The following is a 24828-nucleotide window of genomic DNA, read 5'->3' on the forward strand; positions in this document are numbered from 1 at the left end:
AGTACAAGAAGCGTTTAGTCAGAACCGTACCGTGGGACACACGGAATCGGGCTTCTGAAAGGTCGCGAAAGTCTGTGGACTTTGTGTAAGACAGTACATGGTTTTTTAACCGTGGTATGCAACGGTGGTTGAAGCAGAAACCTAAATCGTGAGGTTTGGGAATCACCGTCCGTTTACGGCGGTGAGGATGTCAATGAGCATAATTCCTGTCCCCGGCACGGTATAAGCTGATCCTTCACCGTTGGAAAAGGTGGCACTGGCCGCATTACCTTCCCGATCGATAACGCTAATATGGGTGGTACTACCCCATTTATTAGGATATTTGCCTAAAAATTCCGACGAGAGGAATTGCTCTTCGATTCCCTCCTGATGGATAAAATTATCGTAGCCTTGGGCGCGCGCTTGATTGGTTAAGGCCATCACCTCCGTTAAAATTTGCAGATGTTTGGCTCCTAGATGCTCTAAAGCCGATAAATTAACTGTTTCCAGTAATTTTAGGGCAAAAGCTAGGAGAATTCCCCCAGAACTAGGAGGCGGATTAGTCAGTATTTCGTAACCCCGATATTGGGTTTTTAGGGGTTTTCTCTCAAGGACTTGGTAATGATTTAAATCCTCTAGGGTAAGATAACCACCCTCCTGCATATCCTTGGCAATTTGGTGGGCGATTTCTCCCTCATAAAAGTCTTTTACGCCTTTTTTGCTTAATTCTTCTAAAGTGTTGGCAAAATCGCCCATCACACAGCGATCGCCAGCTTGGAGGAGTTTTCCTTGCGGGGCATAGACTTTTAAACCCTCTCTATCTTTGAGCAGGATCGAAGCGAGTAAACCCAGGCAAAAGCCGTTATATTGGCTCAAAATGTAGCCTTGTCGAGCATATTCGATCGCTGGTTCCGCTACCACGGCAAAGGGCAATTTTCCCAGTTTTTTCTGCACTGTTTCCAATCCCCGTAACGCCCTGGTCGTTGCGATCGCACCTCGGCCAATGTGAAAATCTTGACTAGCACCACCAAAATCGATCGCCACTGGGTAAAAGTCGATATTTGTCAAGGGTTTTTTATATTTTGGAGTTTGACAAAAAAAATCAAAAAGGGTATTGACTTTTTCTTTGGTATGTGCTAGTAAAAAACCGCCGCCCCCCGCGGAAGCGAGGGTGAATTCGACCACGAAAGCCGCTAAAATCGAGCCAACTATCGCATCGAAGGCATTTCCGCCCATTTCTAAGATTAATTGTCCAGCTTCGGCAGTTTTTGGATGTCCTGCGGCGATAGCGCCCTTGCTTTTGCGAGTCACTTTGATCGAGGTGTGGGGTGTGGGGGTTGGGGGTTGGGGGTTGGGGGTTGGGGGTTGGGGTGTGGGGAGAACAAAGCTGCCTCCTGCCTCCTGACTCCTGAATAGGGCTATTTTTTCAACTGCTTAACCGCTTGATAGATTTCGGGTAAACGCTTGTAAGCGGCTGCTACCTTGAGGAATAGTTTATGAGGCATAGCGGGAGCGCCAGAAACCACTTCTCCTGCTCCGATATCGTTGTGAATGCCAGTTTGGGCGGTTGCGATCGCACCGTCCCCGATCACTGCTTGATTGGCAATGCCCACCTGTCCTGCTAAAATAACGCGATTGCCCAATTTTACGCCTCCTGCCATGCCTACCTGTCCGGCAAGGGCGCAAGCTTGGCCAATTTGGCAATTATGGGCAATATGGACGAGATTATCGATCTTAGTCTGGCTACCGATGCGGGTTTCTCCCACTGCCGGGCGATCAACGGTGCTATTACAGCCAATTTCTACCCCATCTTCTAAGACCACGATACCCGATTGTTCCATCTTAAACCAGCCTTCGGGAACTGGCACAAAACCGAAGCCCTCAGCACCAATAACAGCACCACTGTGGATAACGCAATCATTGCCGATTTGTACCCGTTCATGGATGGTACAGTTAGCGTGGAGAATTGTGCGATCGCCAATATGCACTCCGGGGTAAATAACGGCGTTAGGATGAATGCACACCCCATCACCGAGGGTGACATTTGCTTCTACCACAGCATGGGCCCCGATGGCGACTTTATCGCCGATTTTAGCCGATGGATGCACCACGGCGGTGGCGTGAATGTAGGGTTGGGGCTGAAAGGGTTGATAGAATAATTTGATGGCGTGGGCGAATAAAAGTCGGGGATTGGCACTAGCTAACCAAGGGATGCCGCGTTCGTCGGCCTGTTGTTGTAAATTGGCATCCAGGGGCAGAATTAGGGCAGTAGCGTCAGTTTTGGCGACAAAGGCAGCAAATTTTCCCCCTTCGATATAGCTAATGGTATCGACTAGGGCGGTTTCGATGGGAGTTATGGCTTTAATTTCGGGATTTCTGTCGGGATAGGCGGTCAAACTCTGGGATTGCACTAAAGGGCTTAATTTTTGGGCAATTTCACTAAATTTCATAAATATATACTGCGATCGAGATAGGGCTTATGATAGGATAGTTTAAAACTATACTGATAATCTTGTCGTTATCATAGTCAAAAAAGTTGCTAGTTTTTTAGGGAATAATCCCTGTTTTCCATTTCAACAAAGCCGATGTCGATCTGGAGCAGTTTTGGAGATAAGTTTGCTCTCTCCAAAACCGATTGAGTTTATTTTTTACGACTCGATCGAGTTAATAAAATTGACCCGAACAGTATTAATCTGATCGGAGTTGATGGTTCGGAAACTGTTTGAAAATCCAGGTTAAAAATTCCTGACTCTCCCCAAGAAAACCTAGGCTCTACCAGATTAAAAATGGCTGAATATTTTCTAGGTTGAGAGGCAACAAACTTCCGTAAAAAGGAGAAGTTATCGAAAAATTGGCTTGAAAACCCCGTAGTTTCACGACGGCTTTTGTTGATCTATTCGGAACCTTGATCGGTTAGGGTAATTGAAGATGCAACAGACCGCTATTTTTTACGCCTTGTCGTTGAGATTAAACTGGAAACCCTTCCCAATAACGGGCAATCAGTAGGGATTAATCTAGGGATTGCCAACGAGTGCCACCCTCTCAACATTTGATCTGTCGGTCATCACTGCCACGGAGAGCACGGTGAGGAGGTCAGATTTACCAAATATATTTAGAGCTTGCTGAATAAATCTAAAAACCTTGTTGGATAAGACTTTTAGACCTTTTTGAAATCCAAAAGTGCCTCGTCTGGGATTGTTCAGGGGGAAAATTCCGGGACTTTTTCCCTGAAAATTAGGTAATTGAGCAGATGAAAATCGGTAAAACCCTACACCCCACACCCCACACCCCACACCCCACACCCCACCGAAAAACTTTTTGCCGCAAACCCTATTTAAACTTAGGGTTGATCTAGCCTATGCTAAAAAGAGGGGGATTAAAATCAATCGCTCCTAGACTTTAATTGAAAATTTAGGATATTGCACCGATGGGCAATCTATTTGATGATGTCAGTCGCTTTCTTGAAACCCAACTGGAAGAATTTCTCAGAAGTCATCCCCAATTAGAATTACAGGCGCTGGTGGAACAACTGCGCGAACAGGAGCGCGATACTGCTAAACTGATTAGCGCCCTAGAAAATGAGCGTCAACGTCTCGAACAGCAAATTTTGGCCACTGCCCAAGATATCCAAACTTGGCACGCTAGAATCGATAAGGCTAAGGCCGCTGGACGGCAGGACTTGGTTAAGGCTGCTAGTGAACGCGAGGCGGCCCTATTTCGTCAGGGTAATCAACTTTGGGGACGGATGGAAGGGGTGAAAAAACGTCTGAGTCAATCCCAAGAGTTACTGCAACAAGTCCAACAACGTCGTCAAGAAGTGCAAATTAAAGCCGAAAAATCCCCTAAAAATCAGTCCCGTGACTGGGAAACCAGTTTTTGGGATCAACCCCAAGAATCGGACTATCAGCGCTCGAACTACGATAATCTCGATCTAAAATTTAAAGAATGGGAAATGGAAGAAGAATTGAAAAAATTAAAGCGAGAAATGGGACGATAATTTTTCAGTAAACAGTGAACAGTAAACAGTAAACTGATAAGTAGGTAGGTGTTAAAAATTGCCCCTTCCCCCCTTATTAAGGGGGGAAGGGGCGATCAAAGACAAAATCTATCTTCAATTTAATTGAAACCACTTAATTAACTGATAACTGAAATCCCCAACCCCCAGAATTGTTCCTCTTAGAAAACGATGGCATCTCAAGCACAAAATCCTGAAAATCAACCCTCCTCTACTCTCGAAGAAATCCGGGCCGCTCGTTTAGAAAAAGTGGCAGGATTGCAAAAAGCTGGCGTAAATCCCTACGCTTACCAGTGGAAATCTACCGCTCACGCTCAACAATTACAAGAGCAGTACGCTGACTTAGCACCGGGGGAAGAAATTAGCGTCGAAGTAGCCATTGCTGGTCGGATTATTGCCCGAAGAATTATGGGTAAACTAGCCTTTTTTAACCTGCAAGATGAAACGGGAACGATTCAATTATACCTCGATAAAAAACGCATTATTGAAACCATGGCCGCCGTGCCGAATGCCTTTAACACGGTGATTAAACTGACCGATACGGGAGATATTTTAGGAGCAAAAGGCACAATTAAACGCACAGAACGCGGCGAATTATCTATCTATGTAAACGAGTACGAAATTCTCACCAAATCCCTCTTACCTCTACCGGATAAATGGCACGGTTTAACCGATGTAGAAAAACGTTATCGACAAAGATATGTGGATTTAATTGTTAATCCAGAAGTGCGACAAACTTTTCGCCGTCGCGCCCAAATTACCGCTGCCATTCGCAGATATTTAGACCAAGAAGGTTTTATTGAAATTGAAACTCCCGTGCTACAAAGTGAAGCGGGAGGAGCCGATGCTAGACCGTTTATCACCTATCATAATACGCTGGAGATGGAGTTATATCTCCGCATTGCCACCGAGTTACATCTAAAAAGATTAATAGTGGGTGGTTTTGAAAAAGTCTTCGAGTTAGGCAGAATTTTTCGCAATGAAGGGGTTTCTACTAAACACAACCCCGAGTTTACTTCCATCGAAATCTATCAGGCCTACGCCGATTATTATGACATGATGGAGTTAACCGAAAACATTATCGTTAATGCCGCACAAGATGTTTTAGGTACGCTGAAAATCACCTATCAAGACACGGAAATTGACCTAACTCCCCCTTGGCGACGAGTGACTATGCACGAATTAGTCCAAGAAATAACTGGGGTTGACTTTAATAGTTTTGATGATTTCGATTCGGCTCGTATTGCCGCAGAAAATGCCGGCATTGGCGTTCCAGAGGACTGTAAAACCATCGGTAAGCTCCTAAATGAAGCTTTTGAACAAAAAGTCGAAGAAACCCTAATACAGCCCACTTTTGTGCTAGATTTCCCCGTAGAAATTTCGCCTTTAGCTAAACCCCATCGCTCAAAAACTGACCTCGTAGAAAGATTTGAATTATATGTGGTTGGACGGGAATTAGCTAATAGTTTTTCTGAGTTAACCGATCCCATCGATCAACGGCAAAGATTAGAAGCACAGGCACTCAAAAAAGCGGCTGGCGATTTGGAGGCCCAAGGCGTTGATGAGGACTTTTTAACCGCTTTAGAATACGGAATGCCTCCCACGGGAGGCCTAGGAATTGGCATCGATCGCCTGATCATGTTATTAACCGATTCTGCCAGTATTCGCGATGTGATTGCTTTCCCCTTATTAAAAAGTCAAAGTACAGCGATTAAATCTTTTGACTACGATCAGGAAAAAAAAATTCTGAAAGTGGAATTTAATCACGGTGGTATCTATCTTTATCATGATCTACCTTTGGCAGTATATAAAGATTTTCAGTCTGCACCATCGAAAGGACAGTTTTTTGTCGGACAAATTCGCGATAAATACAGTTTTGATAAGGAATTGTAAAAGTTAGGACTACTTCAGTTATCAGTTATCAGTTATCAGTTATCAGTTATAATTCATAATTCCTTTTTACCTTTTACTTCCTGCCAAGTGTTACCGACTCCCTGTAAAACCCCGCGAATTACTAACCCAATACCGCGACCGATAACTTGGATAAGAATATAGACTACTCCCTTACCCACCACCCGAAAAAAAGCGCGTAAACGCGGAGATAAAGAGTCTCTTAATTCTAAGGCGATCGAAACTAACCAGGGTATGCCTGTTAAACTATTTAATTCTTCCTGTCGGGGGGAATAAATGGCTAGAGATTTGATTTGTCCCTCGCTATAGTGAAATAATTGATATTGACTTTCAAAGATATCTTTGGGTTCTTGCCAATATTTTTTCCGTCGGTATTTCCAAGATAATTCATTGCGGATTTTAGCTAATTTTCTGGCGATGAGAAATTCTGAACGGTAAAGTTTTTGTTTGATTCTTTCCAATTCCGAGAAGTTATTGAGAATAATTACTGTCACTGCATTGGCAAGATTATGAATGAGATTTTGCAGCAGAATTTCGGCTCTGGCGATGGTTTCAGGAGCACTAGCCCGGTATTCTACTCCGTCAATAGTTAAACTATTTTCGTACACCAAATAGGAAAATAAGTCAAGAGTAAAAGGAATTTTATTGAGGATTTCTGTTTGAATTGCCTCTCTTTCTTCCAGAATAATTTCGTTAAGTCTGCTTTTACTAATTTCGTCAGAAACCGAGGCATTAATTTCTAAAAATTTACGGGTAACTTTCTCCCAGATATCGTAAATAATCAGATTTAAGCGACTGGTTAATTCCCCGCTGCTAATCTGTAAATATCTCATTTCATCGACGTTTTTGCGAATTTCATCGAGAACTAAATACAATAATTCCCGTTGCCGATTATCCTGTAAAACATCAATTTCAAAACTTATCTTGGTTCTATTAATTAAAGGCGATCGAATGACCGCTAAAGTCGATTCAAAAACCGCCGCAACACAGAGGGGACGCTCGCGGCTTAAAATTGGTAATTCCCCAGCGATATTGTTAATTATTACCGGGGGTGTCACTGAAGCTGAATTGTAATAACTACCTTCGAGAGGAATTAGTTTTCTGACTAGCCATAGAGCCGCTAAAAGTTCTCGTTTTCTTCCCTGCCAGTAAAAGCGATCAAAGCCGGATAAAGACTGTTGATTGAGGTGGAGATCAATTAAATGTAATTCACTTTCGATGCGATTTAATCCCGTTTTTCCAGCAGTGATTAACCAATGGCTAGGGGCTAAACTTGGACGAGTAGCAATGGTGAGAGGAGAAGGGGCGACATCGTGGGTTTCATCCCGGGAAATTTGCCCTAAAATAGTGATAAATTGCTCTAGGTTTGTGCCTTTGGGAATATAACCGGCGATGCCTAATTCTCTGGCGATTAGTTGCTGTCTGGAATCGAGAGGAAAGGTTAATAGAACAATTTTACTTTCAGGATAGCGAGAGTGGAGAATTTCACAGTAAGACCAATCAAAAAGAGGATCGATAAGGATAATTTCGGGGGCCGGATTAAGAGTCAAAGCGAAAATTGTTTCTAAATCCCCTTCGGTGACGATAGTAATATTTTCTATCTGCGACAAGGCCTGCACCAGACCCAAGCGAAAAATCGGGTCATTATCGATGATAATTAGGGTGAGAGGGCGATCGATCACAAGAGTTGCCGTCTGTCAACGGAGACTATTCACAGGGGCAATTATACAGTTATCTGGCTCATTTGTTTTGTTTATAGCCATAAAAATCGATGCGATAATCGGTAATTTTTACCCCTGTCGATTCCTCGATCTGTTTAATTAATTCCGGGGGAAGTTCGATATGCACATCGATTATTTGTTGACTGTCCAGACAATTGACGTGACTGTGGGAATCGCTGATGTTACCGTAGAGTCTGCCGTCCCAGCGTTCCACAGATTCGATAATGCCCTGACCGGATAGGGCCTCTAGGTTTTGGTACACTGAGGTATGACCGATGTTCTTTCCTTGCAGATTGAGACGATCATAAATTTCTCGCGCTGATAGGTGTTCCCGCGCTTGCCATAGCAATTCTAAAATATAGCGACGCTGACGACTAACCCGCATTCCTAAAGTTTGACACCTTTCGATCGCATCTTCTAAACACCGGATCGGTTTTTGTTTTACCTCCACATTGTCCATTGTTGTTTCCCTTGACCTCCGCCCTAATACATACTCATTACCAGTTTAGCTTAGTCTTTCGATCGATGTCCACATTGTCCCAGTTTTTAGCCCATCTTCATCTGGCGTTGCTGATTTGAAATCTGAATCTTCTCTTGTGGGATTTTTAAAACCTAGACCCAAACTAACTTTTGGATACGATGCAACAGTTGGCATTCAGACCCTGATTCAGCAACGCCAGAAACCATTTACTTATTTATATAGATATAGCGGTATTCGCTTGAGTGAGATACAGACAAAGTCTTGCCTAGACTGACTTATAGCTTGTTGCAGTATACCTCATTCGACTGCATACCGCTATAGGATTGAATATTTCTATAGAGTCCATTTGGTATCTTTCCCAAAATCATTACCCAGTATGGATTAGAGCGAATTAGCCAAAATACCTGTAATTCTTACCCGTGAAGCGTCACAAGAGAGATACCAAATAGGTTCTATAAAAAATCCTCTTGAAAAATATTTTGGTCGTCTTTAGACTTGGGGGGTACATTAATTTATTTCTAGGGCCATGGCCACCAAATCGCCAAAATTATTCGAGTCATTGCGGTCATTGACCGCAATGACTGTCACGACTGTTAGCCTCACTCTGGCCGCTGCTTCTAGTGCTAGTGCCGCAACAGTGTTCGGTTTCCAAGATGCCTACGCTCCCATTAATTGGACATTTGCCAATAGTAATGCCGACGGGTTCGTCGATACCACCGGCGCTCCCGCTTCCATTAGCCTGACTGGGGGGGACGATGGTTCTGATGATTTTGGAACCACAGACTACACTACCACTGCGGCTGCGGCTGGGACGGTGACGTTTGATTGGAACTACTCGACTGCTGATGGGGATGGTCCTTCGTTTGATCCCTTCGGCTATCTGCTCAACGGCAGCTTCACCCAAGTAACTGATGATGGGGGAGGTGTTGTCCAAAACGGGACATCGACGTTTAACGTCCTAGCTGGCGACAGTTTCGGTTTCCGTATTGCCACTACGGATAACTGCTGTGGACGGGGTAGTGTGACGATTTCTAACTTTTCGGCCCCGATTCCCGAACCGTCAACTGTGCTGAGTTTGCTGGTGCTAGGAGGTTTAGGCGCTGGACTGAAGTACCTTAAGCGCAATTGATTTGACCTAACCCCCCAACCCCTTACCTACAGGTTACAGGTAAGGGTTTTTTTGTCAATACTCAAGACTATTTCTCGATCCACATTACACAATTCTGGCTTTAAGTCAATAGCCTTTACAAAACTTAAAAAATTGTCACATAAAGAAATGTTATCCTTGGGGGCTTTTTTTGGGCAAGAGGATCAATGTAGTCCCCTGATTGTCTTGGTTTTGCGTTGATTTGAGATTTAATGCTTAAACTAAGCCCACAGCATACCACGATCATACCATATTAGTAAATGTAGGCAACCCCGATTTACAGCCAAATTTTGGCAAATTCAGGAAAAACACTCTCCTTGTAACTTACTTGTTACATTTAACTAATCGCCCCAAATATTTAAATATTTTAATTGTTTATCTTAAATTTATAATTTTTACTTATGCGTGAAGGCTGATTAACTAGGGTTGGGCAAAAAAGCTTGTAAGCTCTATTTAAGGTCAGTCGAATCGGTTAGTATCGGGAGACAGATGTGACTTGTATAGCTTCCCAGTTTTTGAGATTTGAAGACTTTTTAGCAGCATTTTGAATTATCAGCCATAGAAATCTTCGTCAAGAATTTGTTCTAAGGAAAAAGGGCAGTCTAAGGGATAGGCTTCCTCTGGAGGAATCGCAATGCCAAAGTCAGCCAATTTACTTTCCTTGATGGCAATTTTACGACCTTTAGGATAGGTTTTATCGATGGCGATTGCTACATGAGATTTCAAAGAAGGGGTGTTTTCCAGTAAGGCGATAACTCGTTCCCTATGTTCGACAATGGAGCTATACCAGCTAGATTTTATGCTTTCAGGGGCGGAGGATTGTACTTGTAATTTCAGTAAATGAGCCAGCAAAATCATTAAATTTCCTTCCAAGGCATTTTTATCTGATTTACCCAATTCTTTCAACTCCTCAACTAAATGAGATACATCTAATGCCTGAAAATCTCCTTGTTCCAACTGACCTATTGTTGTTATCAGCCATAATTGAAAATCTTGTTCATAGAGTTCTGATTTAGTTATCATAATTGCTTCGATAATAGTTAATCTAGACTGAATTATACTCTATTTTGCAGATTTCGGATGTTTCTAGCGGTAAATGTTAAGTAGCTGGTTATAATTAAATTAAAAATGGATTTTAGGTTCGATCCCCCCTGCCCCCCTTGATAAGGGGGGTATCTGATAATTTTTAACGCCTACCTACTTAAGTTTTATTACAGGATTTAACATTTGCACCTATTCCCTATTCCCTTATCATTAGGATAAGCTGTTAATTAAGCATTTAACAGGTAAGAGGCACTCTTGCAACAGTAAAGAGATAGGCGGTTAAAATACATCTTAGCTTAAGGACTAGAGAATATTATGAGACTAGAAAGAGAAGATTTTGATTGGGCGGTACAACAAAACCTAATTACTGCCAGCCAAGCTGAAAATTTATGGACGGCTTTTTTATCCCGTTATCCCCAAGAAGATGAAGTTAATCGCCCTCGTTTTAATTTTGCCAATGTGTCCTATTATTTTGGGGCATTAATTGTTATCTCCGCCCTGGGGTGGTTTATGAACGAAGCTTGGGAGAGTTTCGGCGGTGCGGGCCTATTTTTTATCGCCCTGATTTATGCAGTTTGTTTTATTTTTACGGGAAAAAATCTCTATTTTCAGCAAAATCTCAAAATCCCCGGCGGCCTTTTATTTACCATGGCAGTGGCAATGACTCCCTTAGCAATTTATGGTTTACAACGCTGGACAGGATACTGGCAAGCTGGCTATCCGGGCATCTATCGAGATTTTCATACATGGATTAAAGGTAGTTGGTTTTTAATGGAATTAGGCACGATTATCGCAGGATTAATAACCTTGAGATTTGTTAAATTTCCTTTTTTAACTGCACCGATCGCTTTTAGTCTGTGGTATATGTCAATGGACTTAACTCCTTTACTATTTGGAGAGAACGAATACACATGGAGACTGCGAATGTGGGTATCCTTTTGGTTTGGAATTGCCTGTTTAATAACTGCCTATTTAATTGATGTACGTCAGCGTCGCAGTCGGGGAGATTTTGCTTTTTGGCTATACCTATTCGGATTAATTATGTTTTGGTTTAGTCTATCTCTCCTCATCGATGATAATGAAGCACAACGATTTTTGTACTGTCTAATTAACTTGGGATTGATGTTATTATCCGTCCTGCTAAAAAGAAGATTATTTGTGGTTTTCGGAGGTATCGGAGTATTTGCCTATCTTTCCTATCTCTCCTATCGTCTCTTTGTCGATTCAATTTTCTTTCCCTTTGCTCTAACCGTCTTGGGACTTGGTATTATCTATATGGGAGTTCTGTATCAGCGTCATTACCCAACCCTGGCTAGATTTATTGAAAGTTATATCCCTCTCGAATGGCGCAATTTATTACCCAAAGATAGATAATTAGGAGAAATGGGGATATGGGGACATGGGGATATGGGGATATGGGGATATGGGGATATGGGGAGATTCAACTAAAAAAAACCAAAACCCCAACACCCCAACACCCAACACCATCTTTTTTACTTTTATGAAAATACTTATCGTTGACGATGAAAAAGAATTAACCGAACCCTTAGAACAAATTCTTGCTCAAGAAGGCTATGACGTTGATATTGCTAATAATGGTCGGACGGGGTTAGAATTGGCCCAACAGAATAATTATGACCTCTTAATTCTCGATTGGATGTTACCCCAGCAATCCGGATTACAAATCTGTCAATATTTACGCAATCAAGGGGACACCACTCCCGTTTTATTTCTAACCGCTAAGGATACCATAGACGATCGAGTGGCGGGATTAGATGCCGGTGCTGATGATTATTTAGTCAAACCCTTTCAACTGCGAGAATTATTAGCGAGAGTCCGCGCTTTATTGCGTCGTTCTCCCAATTTTGAAGCTAGTAATAGCAGTAAATTAAAATCTGCTGATTTGGAACTCGATAGCGAAAATCAAGTGGCCTATCGTCACGGTCGCACGATTAGTTTATCAGTCAAAGAAGTACAATTGTTGACTTTATTTATGACCCATCCGGGTCAACTTCTCACCCATGAACAAATTTATCAGCATCTCTGGTCAGAAGGAGAGCAACCTAATAGTAACGTGGTTCCTGCCCTGATGCGCTTGCTGCGTCGTAAAATCGAAGCGGACGGAGAAACACCTCTCATTAATACTGTCTATGGGAAAGGCTACCGTTTCGGGGAAAATTAGGGAATGCTGAAGGATAATGAGAATAAGTAGCTGGTTATAATTAAATTAAAAATGGATTTTAGGTTCGATCCCCCCTGCCCCCCTTGATAAGGGGGGATTAAGGGGGGATCCCCCCTTGATAAGGGGGGTGTCTGATAATTTTTAACGCCTACCTACTTAGCAACTGATACTGATTACTGATATATGTTATCCTGCCTACAAATTGAAAATTTTACCCTCATTGATCGCTTAGAATTAACTTTCGGCAGCGGATTAAATGTACTGACTGGTGAGACGGGGGCAGGAAAATCGATTATATTAGACGCGATCGATATTGTTCTCGGTGGTAAAGTCAATCATCGCGTCATCCGTCAGGGAAGCCAACAATCAACCCTAGAAGCGACTTTTTCTCTAACTCCAGAATTAATTGCTTGGCTAGAAAGTCAGGAAATTGACCTATTAGAGGATAATAGTCTAACAATCAGCCGGGAATTAGTGATTACTAATAATTCCTTGCGTTCTCGTTCTCGGATTAACGGAGTCGTCTCTAATCGCCAACAAATGGCGCAAATAAGAGATTTTTTGGTAGAAATCACCGCTCAAGGTCAAACAGTTCAGTTAATGGACGCTAATCGACAGAGAGAATTATTAGATCTCTACGGGGGTGAATCGCTGCTGCGGCAGCGGGAAAAAGTAGCGACAGCCTACCTTAACTGGCAAGAAAGCAAGAATATTTTAAATAATAGATTGCAATCGGAACAAAATCGCCTACAAAGATTAGATTTATTAGAATATCAACTAAAAGAACTAGAATCAGCCAATTTAACTGACGCTGACGAGTTGGAACAGTTGGAACAGGAAAGAAACCGACTCTCCCACGGTGTCGATTTGCAAAATTCCAGCTATCAAGTCTATCAACTACTCTACCAAAATGATCGCGATCAACCCGCCGTCGCTGATTTGTTAGGAAAAGCTGAAAATATCTTGACAAATATGATGGTTTATGATAGAAGTTTAGAGCCAATTTTAGAGATGGTGCGATCGGCATTAAATCAGGTGGTGGAAGCGGGACAGGAAATCAACGTCTATGGGGATAGTCTAGAAGCAGATCCCGAGAGATTGAACGAGATAGAAGAGAGAATTGTCCAACTTAAGCGCATTTGTCGCAAGTATGGCCCAAGTTTAGCCGAAGCGATCGATTATTATCAGAAATTACAGCAAGAATTAGCGGAGTTGACGGGAGAAGGACAATCGATTGAAGAATTAGAAAAAATTTGTCAGCAACAGGAAAAAATCTATCGAGAAACTAGCACCCAGTTGACCTTTTTGCGACAAGAAACCGCTAGTCAACTAGAAAAACAATTGGTACAGGAATTAAAACCTTTAGCCATGGAAAAGGTGATTTTTGTCTGTCGGATTGCCCTGGGTAATCCTAGCAGTCTGGGAGTCGATCAAGTGGTATTTTATTTTAGTCCCAATCCGGGGGAAAAAATCCAACCTTTATCCAGTACTGCTTCTGGAGGAGAAATGAGTCGTTTTCTCCTAGCGTTAAAGTCCTGTTTTTCCCAATCCCAATCGGCAGCGGCAACCCTAATTTTTGATGAAATTGATGCGGGAGTATCGGGAAAAGTTGCCCAGGCAATTGCCGATAAATTAGATCAATTAGGTCAACAATATCAAGTTTTGTGCGTTACTCATCAACCCTTAGTGGCTGCTTTAGCTGATCACCATTTTCGAGTTTATAAACAAATGATTGCCGAAGATAATCCCACTAATCTCTCGGAAATTCGCACGGTTGTCCGGGTTACTTCTCTCGATAATCGTCAGACGAGAAGGGAAGAATTGGCACAATTAACGGGAGGAAATTCGGCAGCAGATGCCCTCGCTTTTGCCGAGTCTTTATTGGAGAAAGCGGCTGCCAAAAAACAGTAAGATTTAACCTTGAAATTGACTGATTAACCAACGTCCCACCTGACTTTGATCCTTGCTGCGTGCCTGTTGTAAAGCTGACTCTAAAACCGAGATTTTTAAATTAGGTAAAACCTTTGATATATCAATTCTTTGGCTACCTCGATCGATTATTTCAAAAGCAAATATTTGGGGATCATCTACCTTAACACTCCAGTATTCACTAACCCCTAATTCTTCGTAGAGTAAGCGTTTATTACCTAAGTCATCATTGAGGGTAGATTTTGAGATTTCAATGACTAAATCTGGTGGGGGATACTGATTTAAATCAATAATCGAAGTCCCATTTGGTATCAGATTCGCTTTCTCTCCTAGATAGTAAGATATATCTGGCTGCACTTCTCTAATTCCTCTTTTGCGATAGGAACAAGTAGGGAGTCCTTGAAAAGGAATTTCTTTGAGGATAGCGTAGAGACTCACCCCCAAAAAGACAACGTGATGATCTCTAGCGTGTTCAAATCCAATAGGAGTCATTTCTAATCGATAATAGCCATTGTAATAATAACTTTTTCCTTGATTTTCTGGGAAGTTGTTAATTGCTGCTAAGTATTCTTCCCAACTACCTTTAATCCATGAGTCAGTTATCCCCCTAGTTTCTAGCTGTTGCATAGTTATCCGATCCCGCTTTGAACTTTTTCTGTAATTATAGCAATTATTGATCAAATCAGAAACTAGGAAATGATAGAATAGATTAATTGAGTAAAAATTAGCCCAATTATGACCACAACTTATGATTATATAATTATCGGTGGTGGTATCACCGGTTCCGCCTTAAGCTATGAACTAGCTAACCTAGGCAGTCGAGTCCTCTTATTAGAAAAAGAAACCCATCCCCTCAACGCCACTTTCTACAGTTACGGGGGTTTAGCCTATTGGTCGGCCACCACAGAAATCCAGAGAAAATTATATCAAGAAGGTCGAGAAATTCAGCGCAATTTATCCCAGGAATTGGGCATAGATAACGAATACCGGGACATAGATCTAATTCTCACCGTCAACCCCGAAGATGATCCGGCCACTGTGGCCGAAAAATTTGCTATCTTTGCTATTACTCCCGAAATTCTCGATCCGCAAGCAGCGATCGCTTTAGAACCTCTATTAAATCCCGCAGCTATTTCGGGAGTTTTACGACTGCCCCACGGTCACATCAATGCCGAAAAAACTAATCTTGCCTATCAACAAGCTTTTCTGCGTCTGGGAGGCACGATTATTCGGGAAGCTGTCATCGAATTAATTGAAACTGCATCGAGAATTACCGGCGTAAAAACTCCTAAAAATAATTATTATGCCGGGGAAACTATCGTTTGTGCGGGGGGATTAACCCGGTCTTTACTGCAAAAATCTGGTATTACTGCTTCCGTCTATTTTACCCATGCCCAGGTGATCAAAATTCCCCCCACTGAGATCAAATTAAACACCCTAGTTATGCCCGCAATTCCTGCTAGATTGGTATTAGAGCAAAAAATTACCCAACTAGAAAATCAGGGCATTTGGCAGAGAGAAACCCCAGAAATAATTACCAGTGTTTTAGAAACGGGGGCGGTACAATTCCGGGATCAAAGCCTTTATCTAGGGCAAATTAGCGCCATTATCACCGATCCTAGCGGGATTTTAAACCCTCTGGCGGGGGAAAAAGCAATACGCGCCGCGGTGGGGACATTGCTGCCCTCTTTAGCCTCTCTCCCCGGAAGCTGTCATCATTGCCTAGTGGCCTTTGCCCCCTCGGGACGGCCTCTAGTGGGAGCGATCGCCGATAAAGTGGGATTGCAGGTATTTTCTGGCTTTACCAGTACACTTGTATCGGCTCCGCCCTTGGCCCGACGTTTCGCGCGTCATCTGCTGGGGGAAATTGACGAGATAATTAGGGTTTGCTGAAAAAGTTTTTCGTGGGGTGTGGGGTGTGGGGTGTGGGGTGTAGGTTTTTACCCATTTTCATCTGGTAAATTACCTAATTTTCAGGGAAAAAGTCCCTGAATTTTCCCCCCGATCCCTCCCACATCTGGTACTTTTTGTCAATCAAAAAGTCTAAAAGTCTTACCCAACAAGGTTTTTAGATTTATTCAGCAAACCCTAATTACTAATTTACAAAAGTCAAGAGAGAAATTAACTGATGATTGCAATTAATTCTAATCGACTTTTTCCAACTGCCAAAGAATTTGGTTTCCCTCGCGTCTGACCCGGGAGATTACCCAATTTCGCCACGGCCAATGGTCGCCTCGACTGGTAACGGCCCCTGGATTAATATCCATTAAATCGGCCACTTCGGCGCTGGTAATCAAATAACCTCGATTGGCCACTTCATCGGCAATGCGTAGGGTTTCGATGAGATTTCTTAGCTGGTCAACTCTTTCTCCCCGGGGTAATTGGATTTCATCGCCAGCGCTATTAGGTGGTTCATTCATAGTTAGGGTCTGGTCAAAGTTTATTAACAATTAAAAATTGTCGGTTGAGGCAAACAATCAAGCTTTCCTCTCGTTATTCTATTGATTCTATCAATAATAGCTGTCATCAAAACAGTCCTATCTTCTCGAATTTTACCGTCACATCTTTACTAAAACCCTAAAAACCTCTTGACAAAAAACACAAAATATAGTAGGTAAATCAGTTATCACTGATAACTGATCACTGATAACTGATCACTGATAACTGATAGCTGCTATAAAATTGGACTAGCCTTTTTCCCCAGAAAAAAATTTCCCCATCCATGACCTTAATCCTCTACAACACCCTCAGTCGTCGCGAAGAACCCTTTACCCCCCTCATCCCCGGCATTGTCTCCATGTATTGCTGCGGCATTACCGTCTATGATTATTGCCACTTGGGTCATGCGCGTACCTGTGTGGTTTGGGATGTGGTGCGGCGTTATTTGGAGTATCTCGGTTATAAAGTGCGCTATATTCAGAATTTCACCGATATTGACGATAAAATTCTCAATCGGGCTAAAAATGAACATACCACCATGGCAGCCGTGGCCGAGAGATTTATCCAGGCCTACTTTGAAGATATGGCAAAATTAGGAGTCAGACCGGCGGACGCTTATCCCCGGGCCACTCATAGCCTCGACGGTATCAAGCGCCTAGTCTATGAATTAGAACAAAAAGGCTATGCTTACCCCAGCGATGGCGATGTTTACTATTCCGTCCGTCGTTTTTCTGATTATGGCAAACTATCAGGGCGAAAACTGGATGATTTGCAAGCGGGGGCCAGCGGCCGGGTAGAAACCGACGACCCGGAAGCAATCAAGAAACAAGACCCCTTTGATTTTGCCCTCTGGAAGGGTGCAAAACCGGGGGAACCTAGTTGGGATTCTCCCTGGGGTCAAGGTCGTCCGGGGTGGCATATTGAATGTTCGGCCATGGTCAAAGAACAATTGGGAGAAACTATCGATATTCATGTGGGGGGAAGTGATCTAATTTTTCCCCACCACGAAAACGAAATCGCCCAAAGTGAAGCAGCTACGGGTAAACCTCTGGCCCACTATTGGTTACATAATGGCATGGTTAAGGTGGCAGGGGAAAAAATGTCGAAATCCCTCGGTAATTTCATCACTATTCGCGAGTTATTGGCAAAATATGACCCCTTAGCCGTGAGATTATTAATTTTAGGAGCCCAATACCGCAAACCGATTGATTTTTCCGATGAGGGATTACAGGCGGCCACTAATGGCTGGCATACTTTACAAGAGGGTTTATCCTTTGGTTATAAGCATCTTCAGCAAGATAATCCTGGAATTACTGACCAAGAGCTAGAAAATCGCTTTCAAGAGGCGGTAAATCACGATTTTAACTTTGCCGGTGGTTTAGCGGTGTTATTTGAAATCGCTAAGGAATTACGCAAGGAAGGTAATAATTTAACCCATGCGGGTAAGACGGACAGCAATCTGGCCCAATTAGCGGTAAAATGGCATACTTTGGTGAAATTGTCTAGGGTTTTGGGCTTAGAAATTGCCGCCGACCAAGGAGAAACCCCGGTTTCTGAGGGAATTAGTGCAGCGGAAATCGAAAATCTGATCCAACAACGGACAGAGGCAAAAAAAGCGAAAAATTACGCCGAAAGCGATCGCATTCGCGCACAATTAAAAGCCCAAGGCATTAGTTTAATCGATCAACCCGGGGGAGTGACTAAATGGTTAAGAGAGGGAGACTAGAAATTCTTTGACCACTTCCTCCACCCTGCGATTGCTGCCATCCACCTGATAGTTTAATTTCTGCATAGCTGTGGAGGTAATTTTGCCGGTGAGTTTGGCTAAAACCTGTCGCAATTGCGGATATTTTCGCAAACTATCCCGGTTAAAAATCGGTACCGCTTCGTAGGGAGGAAAATAGCGTCGATCATCTTCTAGGATGACTAAATCTAGCACGGGAATTAAGCCATCGGTGGAATTTCCCGCCACTAAATCCACTTGTTTTTCGGCTAAAGCGCGGTACATTAACCCTAAATCCATCACTTTCGGGGGTTGGGCAAAAGTTAGGCCATAGGTCTTCGCTAATCCCTTGTAACCGTCTTCCCTTTCCAAAAATTCATAACCAAAACCCGCTTGCCAATTGGGTGTATATTTAGCCGCTTGCGAGAGAGTTTTAAGATTGTATTGACTGGCGGTTTCTCCCCGGATAACAATGGCGAAAGTATTCTCAAATCCTAAACTGGGAAACACTTCTAGATTAAATTTTTCCCGATAAATCTCTTGCAGCTTTTCAGAGACTAATCGGGCATCGTTCAGGGGTTTTTCTCGCAAAATTCCCGTGAAAGCCGTGCCAGAATACTCCACATAACCATCGATTTTACCCGCTTTCACCGCTTCATGACAGATCAGAGTACCACCGAGATTAAATTGACGTTCGACCCGTAAATTCGTCTCTTTTTCGATCTCCTGTGCCAAAATTTCCCCTAAAATCACCTGTTCGGTAAAATTTTTGGAACCGATCACCACTGTGCCGGGGGATGAATGGAAAATTTGAGTCAACAGGAAAGATAGCAAGGCTAACCCGATTAAACCTAATCCCCATTGCCATTTAGAGGGCTTTTGCGGGCGTTGCGAAGGGGAAAAGGTCTTTTCTAGCCAACCGAGACTCCAATCGGCCACAAGGGCTAAAAAAGCGGCAGGAATTGCCCCCGCCAAAATTAACTGATTGTTGACCGTGGCAATACCGCGAAAAATAAACACTCCCAAACCACCGCCACCGATGGCAGCTGCGATCGTGGCCACACCGATAGCAATCACCGTCGCAATTCTCACTCCTCCTAAAATCATCGCCCTGGCCAAGGGTAATTCGATGTAGCGCAGGATTTGCCCGTCGGTCATACCTAGGGATAACCCGGCTAATTTTAATTCGGGATCAACTTTTGTGATGCCCAGATAGGTATTTAAAACAATTGGCAGTAAAGTATAGAGAGTTAGGGCAACAATAGCGGGGATTTTGCCGATTCCTCCCAAAAAAGGCACAGAAATTAAAAAGCCAAATAGGGCTAAACTGGGGATAGTCTGTAGGGTGTTAACGATCGCTATAATTGGTTGAGCGAGAATAGCTTGACGACTAATTAAAATACCTAGAGGAATCCCGATTAAGCTACCCATAGCCATGGCTATTCCCGTCAAGAAAAGATGTTCTCCGGTGCGAAAAGCGATTTCCCCCGCATAATCTAGCCAAAAACTATCCATAAACTTCTCTTAAAGCTGCCGCTTCATCCTATTGTATAGAATAAATAGTATCTATTAGTTCCAGTCTTGATTTAAAGATTCTATCATCATCTTGACATTATTTCCTCCCTAAAGACAAATGACTAACAAATTTAATCCTCGGGCTAAAACTGTTGCCGATTGGGCCTATATCGGTATTGATAAACATTTTCATAAAGTTCTTAAACACGAAGCTGGGGTTTTACTCGATCAGGATACGGAAGAATTACATCAAATTCGTGTGGGAATGCGCCGTCTCCGCAGTACCTTAACCGGTTTTGCCCCCGCTTTAACCATGCCGAAATCTGCCGATCAAAAACGGGTGGGTAATCTGGGCAGAATTTTAGGAGAATTGCGGGATTTAGATGTGTTAAAAGAGGCTTTTGTCGGTCATTATCAGCCAATTTTACCCCCGAAAGAACAGGATTTACTGAAGAAAGTTTTACAAGTTCTCGAACACCGAAGGGAGAAGGCTTTTGCTAAGGTAGAAAAGCTGTTGAAGTCCGATAAATTTCTCAATTTTAAGGCAGATTTTGCCAGTTGGTTGGATAATCCTACCTATCAACCGATTGGAAAATTAGATATTGCCACGGTTTTACCGGACTTATTATTACCGCAAGCGAGTCGATTTTTACTGCACGAAGGCTGGTTAGTTGGGGTAAATTTAGAGGAATATCAAAAAGTAAGAGAGTTTTCTAGTCAAGAAATTGATGAATTATTGGAAAAAGAAGGATTATTACTGCACGATCTCCGTAAAGAAGCCAAGCGTTCCCGCTATAATATGGAGTTATTCACTCAGTTTTATGGCGACAAGTATCAAGAGTATCTAGAAGATATTAAAAACCTTCAAGGTATTCTCGGAGAAATGCAGGATTGTTGTGTTCTCTCGGATTTTCTTAGCCAAATTTTCCCCAATTGTCTTGCCAAGGAAATGCCCACCTTACTAGAAATTTTCCAAAATATCCGTCACCAAAAATGGCAAGAATGGCAACCGCTACAAAAGAAATTCCTTGACGCTGACACAAGAAAAAGTCTGCACCAGACAATTTTACAGCCTATTTTTTGGCAAAACAGTGTAGAATTAGAAGCTAATCCAGAATCCTGAGATTAGGAACCGATGAATTTTTTTCAAAAGTTAAACCACGCCATTAGTCAAAACCAGAGTCTGCTTGTCCTCGGTTTAGATGCTAACCCCGAAATGATGCCCTCCACCCCGGGAGAATTAATCGTTAATTTAGAACAGTGGCTCAAGTTTATTATCGATGAAACTGCCCCTTTTGTCTGTGCCTACAAACCAACTTTAGGCTTTTATCAAGCTTTGGGAGCAGCCGGGTTAGAATTATTACAGCGAATTTTAACGGCAATTCCCGATCATATCCCTGTAATTTTGGATGCTAAACACGGCGATATTAATACTAGCAGTATTTTAGCCGAGACTATCTTTAAAACTTGGCAGGTGGACGCGGTTACTCTCAATCCCTACTCCGGACAGGATCACGTTGCTCCTTTTTTAGTTTACCCCGAGCATGGCGCTTTTATCCTCTGTCATACTTCCAATCAAGGCGCGATTAATCTGCAAGAATTCCCCAGTCGCGACAATCCTTTTTATCTGCAAGTTGTCAAAGAAGCTTGTACTTGGGGAACTCCCGAACAAGTGTTTTTAGAAGTGGGAACCACTCAACCGGAAATTTTGAAAAAGATTCGCAATTTTGCCCCCGAAAGATTGATTTTATTACGCAGTATTTGGGAAGACAAAAGCAAATTCTCCGAGTTAATTACTGTGGGTTTAAATAGTCATGGCGAGGGTTTATTAATTCCTGTCCCCCAAGACTTTTTATCTCAACCCGATTTGGGGGCAAAAGTCAAGGATTTACGAGAGGAAGTCAACAGAATTAAACAAAATCAAAGGCAAGAATCGAGCAAAGATGATATTTGGACTGCTAACGTTTGTCTTTTAAAACAACATCCTCATCAGGATTTAATTCTACAATTATTTGATATTGGTTGCTTGATGTTTGGCGATTATGTGCAAGCATCGGGAGAAACTTTTTCCTATTATATTGATCTGAGAAAAATTATCTCTAATCCTAATATTTTTCAGCAGGTAATTGAAGCCTATGGAGAAATATTAAAAACCTTGACATTTGACCGCATTGCTGGTATCCCCTACGGCTCTTTACCCACAGCTACCGGTTTATCTTTATTATTAAATCATCCGATGATTTTCCCCCGCAAAGAAGTAAAAGCTCACGGCACAAGAAGATTAATTGAAGGTAATTTTCAAGTGGGGGAAACCGTGGTAGTGGTGGACGATATTTTAATTTCTGGCAAAAGTGCGATCGAGGGGGCAGCAAAAATTAAATCGGCGGGATTATTAGTTAATGATATCGTGGTTTTTATCGATCATGGTGGACTTGTTAAAGATAAACTTCGTAGCCATGGTTATCAAGCTTATTCGGTTTTAACCCTGGCAGAAATTACCGATACTCTCTACGAAGCGGGAAGACTGACAGAAGCACAATATAGCTGTTTTTTAAATCGCTACCATTGATATTTGACTATCAGCCTTGAATCAGTTACCAGTTACCAGTTATCGGTATTAAGTGTGCATTATTAAATGGCAGCTTTCCGCTGTCTTTTCACTGATTACTGATCACTGATTACTAATTGCTGTCTTTTCACCGTTTACTGATTACTGATTACTGATTACTGATCACTGAAAGTCGTTAAGAAGCTTGACTGCGTAAGACCTTTAGGGGATTCAGGGGCTTGATTTCTTCTTTTTCCTCAAAAATAGTTAAATCTTCGGGTTGACAACGTTTTATATGCAATTTAATTCCCTGCGCTCCTTCTGTTTTCAAATCTTCTTCGTAACCAGCTTGAGCGACTTCAGCCTCGTCTTTAGCGAGAAAAGGACCGAAATAATAAGTACATCTGGGATAGTCGGTTTTAATCTCGACCCAGTAGGCTAATCCGAACCTTTCGAGTAAGCTAATCAAAAATTCTTTCATTTTGTTCCCCGTCTCAATCTACTCTGGTGGTTTTGTTACGTCCGTTTACATTTCGCAAACTTCCTTCCTATTCTATTTGTACTTTTTCCTTTTGGCTATTGGGGTGTCGAAAAATACAGATTTTCAGTCGGGGGAATTTTGCCAGCGTTGACGGTAAACCTCGTAAAGAGCCATAGCCGCCGCCACCGAAGCATTGAGACTGGGGGTTTTGCCTGCCAAGGGGATAGATACCAACTCATCGCAGGACTTTTGGGTCAACAGACTCAAACCCTCTCCCTCCGAACCTACCACCAATCCTATCGCACCTGTTAAATTAATTGTGTGTAAGGATTTACCACTTTTTGCCGCCGTGCCGTAGAGCCAAAAACCCGCCGCTTTTAATTCCTCTAAAGCACGATTGAGATTGACCACTCTGGCCACAGGTAAATATTCCAAGGCCCCCGCCGCCACTTTCATCACCGTCGATGTCACCCCGGCGGCGCGACGTTGGGGAATAACTACCCCCTGACAACCCATGGCTTCGGCGGTGCGAATAATTGCCCCAAGGTTATGGGGATCCGTAATACCTTCAGCGATGACGATGACGGGGTGGCGACTTTTGCCCTTAGCTTTTTCGATCAGATCGGCTAATTCTATATACTCATAGGGAGACATCTGGGCGGCAATCCCCTGATGATTGGCCTTATTGGTAATCTGATCGAGACGCAGATCATCCACCTCATCAATTACCGTGCCGTTGGCTTTGGCTTTTTCTAAAAGGGTATGATAACGGGGATCGTAACGGAGTCGATTGACTACCCAAATCCGATTCAGTTGGCGCTCCTCCTCCATGGCCGTTAAAACCACCCGGCGACCGTAGAGCAGATCATCAGCTTCTTGGTTTTCTGGAGTTACTGCCGGGGATTTAGCCAGAATTGGCCCGGTTTTCGGCCGCGAGGGCCGGCGAAAATTACTATTATCGGACTTGCCACGAAATGGTCGATCGCTCATCGAAAATTTTGGGTCTGAAACCCCGTCGTAGAACGACGGCTTTACTGTTAAATATTAGCGCATTTACACGATATATGCTAAAATGTGGGACATGGAAAAAGCCTATTGGTTTCGATTTTACCCCACACCAGAACAAGAGTCGCTATTGCGGCGCACCTTGGGCTGTGTAAGATTAGTTTACAATAAAGCTCTCCATCTCAGAACACAAGCATGGTACGAAAGACAAGAAAGAGTAGGATATGCTCAAACTTCTTCAATGCTAACCGATTGGAAAAAGCAAGAAGAATTAGAATTTCTAAACGAAGTTAGTTGTGTACCTTTGCAACAAGGGTTAAGACATTTACAAACAGCTTTCACTAACTTCTTTGCTGGTCGTACTAAGTATCCTAACTTTAAGAAAAAACGTCAGGGAGGAAGTGCCGAATTTACCAAATCTGCTTTTAAGTTCAAAGACAAACAAATTTATTTAGCTAAATGCACAGAACCTTTACCTATTCGATGGTCAAGACAAATCCCAGGCGAATGTGAACCAAGCACAGTAACAGTCAGATTACATCCTTCTGGACGCTGGCATATCTCAATAAGATTTGATGACCCAACAATTAAGCCATTACCAGTAACAGATAAAGCCATCGGAATTGACTTAGGAATTAGTAGCCTTGTGATTACCAGCGATGGCGATAAAGTATCTAATCCTAAGCATTTTACCAAGCATTATCAGAG

Annotated in this window: 20 protein-coding genes and 2 pseudogenes; 12 read left to right on the plus strand and 10 right to left on the minus strand. The window is 42.7% G+C overall.

Annotation, left to right across the window (positions count from 1 at the left end; all coding sequences use genetic code 11):
* Positions 1-183: 183 nt before the first annotated feature.
* Positions 184-1290 (minus strand): annotated as a pseudogene (locus IM479_RS19035) (gamma-glutamyltransferase); the annotation flags it as partial.
* Positions 1291-1397: 107 nt separating this feature from the next.
* Entirely contained in the window at positions 1398-2429 is a 1032-nt protein-coding gene (lpxD, locus tag IM479_RS19040; RefSeq protein WP_287685479.1) for a UDP-3-O-(3-hydroxymyristoyl)glucosamine N-acyltransferase, read from the minus strand.
* 459 nt (positions 2430-2888) lie between these two features.
* On the opposite strand from lpxD, the pseudogene IM479_RS23120 reads away from it, so the two are divergent.
* The 3 genes and pseudogenes from IM479_RS23120 to lysS all read left to right on the plus strand — a co-directional run.
* Positions 2889-3027, plus strand: a pseudogene (locus IM479_RS23120) (RNA-guided endonuclease TnpB family protein); the annotation flags it as partial.
* Positions 3028-3406: 379 nt separating this feature from the next.
* Positions 3407-3976, plus strand: a complete 570-nt coding sequence (locus IM479_RS19045; RefSeq protein ID WP_287674886.1) for a TIGR04376 family protein — start codon at positions 3407-3409, stop codon at positions 3974-3976.
* A 189-nt stretch (positions 3977-4165) separates the two neighbouring features.
* Complete coding sequence (gene lysS, locus IM479_RS19050) at positions 4166-5887, plus strand: lysine--tRNA ligase (protein WP_287685478.1); 1722 nt, start codon at positions 4166-4168, stop codon at positions 5885-5887.
* Between the two features lie 53 nt (positions 5888-5940).
* Here lysS and IM479_RS19055 read toward each other — a convergent pair whose 3' ends face one another.
* Both IM479_RS19055 and IM479_RS19060 read right to left on the minus strand, forming a co-directional pair.
* Entirely contained in the window at positions 5941-7587 is a 1647-nt protein-coding gene (locus IM479_RS19055; RefSeq protein WP_287685476.1) for a DUF3685 domain-containing protein, read from the minus strand.
* A 58-nt stretch (positions 7588-7645) separates the two neighbouring features.
* Entirely contained in the window at positions 7646-8086 is a 441-nt protein-coding gene (locus IM479_RS19060) for a Fur family transcriptional regulator (RefSeq protein WP_286826592.1), read from the minus strand.
* Positions 8087-8684: 598 nt separating this feature from the next.
* On the opposite strand from IM479_RS19060, the gene IM479_RS19065 reads away from it, so the two are divergent.
* Positions 8685-9236, plus strand: coding sequence for a PEP-CTERM sorting domain-containing protein (locus IM479_RS19065; RefSeq protein WP_287699534.1), 552 nt, complete (start codon positions 8685-8687; stop codon positions 9234-9236).
* Between the two features lie 570 nt (positions 9237-9806).
* Here IM479_RS19065 and IM479_RS19070 read toward each other — a convergent pair.
* A complete protein-coding gene (locus tag IM479_RS19070; RefSeq protein WP_287685474.1) occupies positions 9807-10277 on the minus strand; it encodes a DUF29 domain-containing protein in 471 nt (156 codons plus the stop codon).
* 336 nt (positions 10278-10613) lie between these two features.
* Here IM479_RS19070 and IM479_RS19075 point away from each other — a divergent pair, with 336 nt between their 5' ends.
* The 3 genes from IM479_RS19075 (at position 10614) to recN (ending at position 14391) form a co-directional block, all read left to right on the plus strand.
* Entirely contained in the window at positions 10614-11672 is a 1059-nt protein-coding gene (locus IM479_RS19075; protein WP_287685473.1) for a DUF2157 domain-containing protein, read from the plus strand.
* Positions 11673-11799: 127 nt separating this feature from the next.
* On the plus strand, positions 11800-12480 hold the full coding sequence (gene rppA, locus IM479_RS19080) for a two-component system response regulator RppA (protein WP_286826595.1): 681 nt from the start codon (positions 11800-11802) through the stop codon (positions 12478-12480).
* 183 nt (positions 12481-12663) lie between these two features.
* Positions 12664-14391 carry a DNA repair protein RecN gene (recN, locus tag IM479_RS19085; RefSeq protein WP_286826596.1) on the plus strand — a complete coding sequence of 576 codons (1728 nt, stop codon included), beginning with the start codon at positions 12664-12666 and terminating at the stop codon, positions 14389-14391.
* Positions 14392-14394: 3 nt separating this feature from the next.
* On the opposite strand, the gene IM479_RS19090 is transcribed toward recN, so the two are convergent.
* Entirely contained in the window at positions 14395-15036 is a 642-nt protein-coding gene (locus tag IM479_RS19090; RefSeq protein WP_287685471.1) for a Uma2 family endonuclease, read from the minus strand.
* 108 nt (positions 15037-15144) lie between these two features.
* Here IM479_RS19090 and IM479_RS19095 point away from each other — a divergent pair, with 108 nt between their 5' ends.
* Positions 15145-16302: an NAD(P)/FAD-dependent oxidoreductase gene (locus tag IM479_RS19095; RefSeq protein ID WP_287685469.1), complete on the plus strand. Its 1158-nt coding sequence runs from the start codon at positions 15145-15147 to the stop codon at positions 16300-16302.
* 251 nt (positions 16303-16553) lie between these two features.
* On the opposite strand, the gene IM479_RS19100 is transcribed toward IM479_RS19095, so the two are convergent.
* Entirely contained in the window at positions 16554-16829 is a 276-nt protein-coding gene (locus tag IM479_RS19100; protein WP_002768833.1) for a hypothetical protein, read from the minus strand.
* 302 nt (positions 16830-17131) lie between these two features.
* Here IM479_RS19100 and cysS point away from each other — a divergent pair, with 302 nt between their 5' ends.
* Positions 17132-18574 (plus strand): cysteine--tRNA ligase, encoded by a 1443-nt coding sequence (gene cysS, locus IM479_RS19105; RefSeq protein ID WP_287685468.1) that lies wholly within the window; start codon positions 17132-17134, stop codon positions 18572-18574.
* On the opposite strand, the gene IM479_RS19110 is transcribed toward cysS, so the two are convergent.
* Complete coding sequence (locus IM479_RS19110) at positions 18557-20086, minus strand: glycine betaine ABC transporter substrate-binding protein (RefSeq protein WP_287685466.1); 1530 nt, start codon at positions 20084-20086, stop codon at positions 18557-18559. The genes cysS and IM479_RS19110 overlap by 18 nt on opposite strands.
* Positions 20087-20204: 118 nt before the next feature.
* Between IM479_RS19110 and IM479_RS19115 the strand changes: the two genes are divergently transcribed.
* Together IM479_RS19115 and IM479_RS19120 are read left to right on the plus strand one after the other, a co-directional pair.
* On the plus strand, positions 20205-21209 hold the full coding sequence (locus tag IM479_RS19115; RefSeq protein WP_287685464.1) for a CHAD domain-containing protein: 1005 nt from the start codon (positions 20205-20207) through the stop codon (positions 21207-21209).
* 12 nt (positions 21210-21221) lie between these two features.
* Positions 21222-22655 carry a bifunctional orotidine-5'-phosphate decarboxylase/orotate phosphoribosyltransferase gene (locus IM479_RS19120; RefSeq protein ID WP_287685462.1) on the plus strand — a complete coding sequence of 478 codons (1434 nt, stop codon included), beginning with the start codon at positions 21222-21224 and terminating at the stop codon, positions 22653-22655.
* 175 nt (positions 22656-22830) lie between these two features.
* Here IM479_RS19120 and IM479_RS19125 read toward each other — a convergent pair whose 3' ends face one another.
* Positions 22831-23115, minus strand: a complete 285-nt coding sequence (locus IM479_RS19125; RefSeq protein ID WP_286826603.1) for a DUF1816 domain-containing protein — start codon at positions 23113-23115, stop codon at positions 22831-22833.
* 123 nt (positions 23116-23238) lie between these two features.
* Positions 23239-24105, minus strand: coding sequence for a 23S rRNA (guanosine(2251)-2'-O)-methyltransferase RlmB (gene rlmB, locus IM479_RS19130; protein WP_286826604.1), 867 nt, complete (start codon positions 24103-24105; stop codon positions 23239-23241).
* A gap of 91 nt (positions 24106-24196) precedes the next feature.
* Between rlmB and IM479_RS19135 the strand changes: the two genes are divergently transcribed.
* Positions 24197-24828 (plus strand): RNA-guided endonuclease InsQ/TnpB family protein (locus IM479_RS19135; protein ID WP_287699535.1); only part of this gene is annotated, 632 nt, incomplete at its 3' end.

It is taken from the genome of Microcystis sp. M165S2 (assembly GCF_020245885.1).
In the GTDB taxonomy this organism is placed as follows: domain Bacteria; phylum Cyanobacteriota; class Cyanobacteriia; order Cyanobacteriales; family Microcystaceae; genus Microcystis.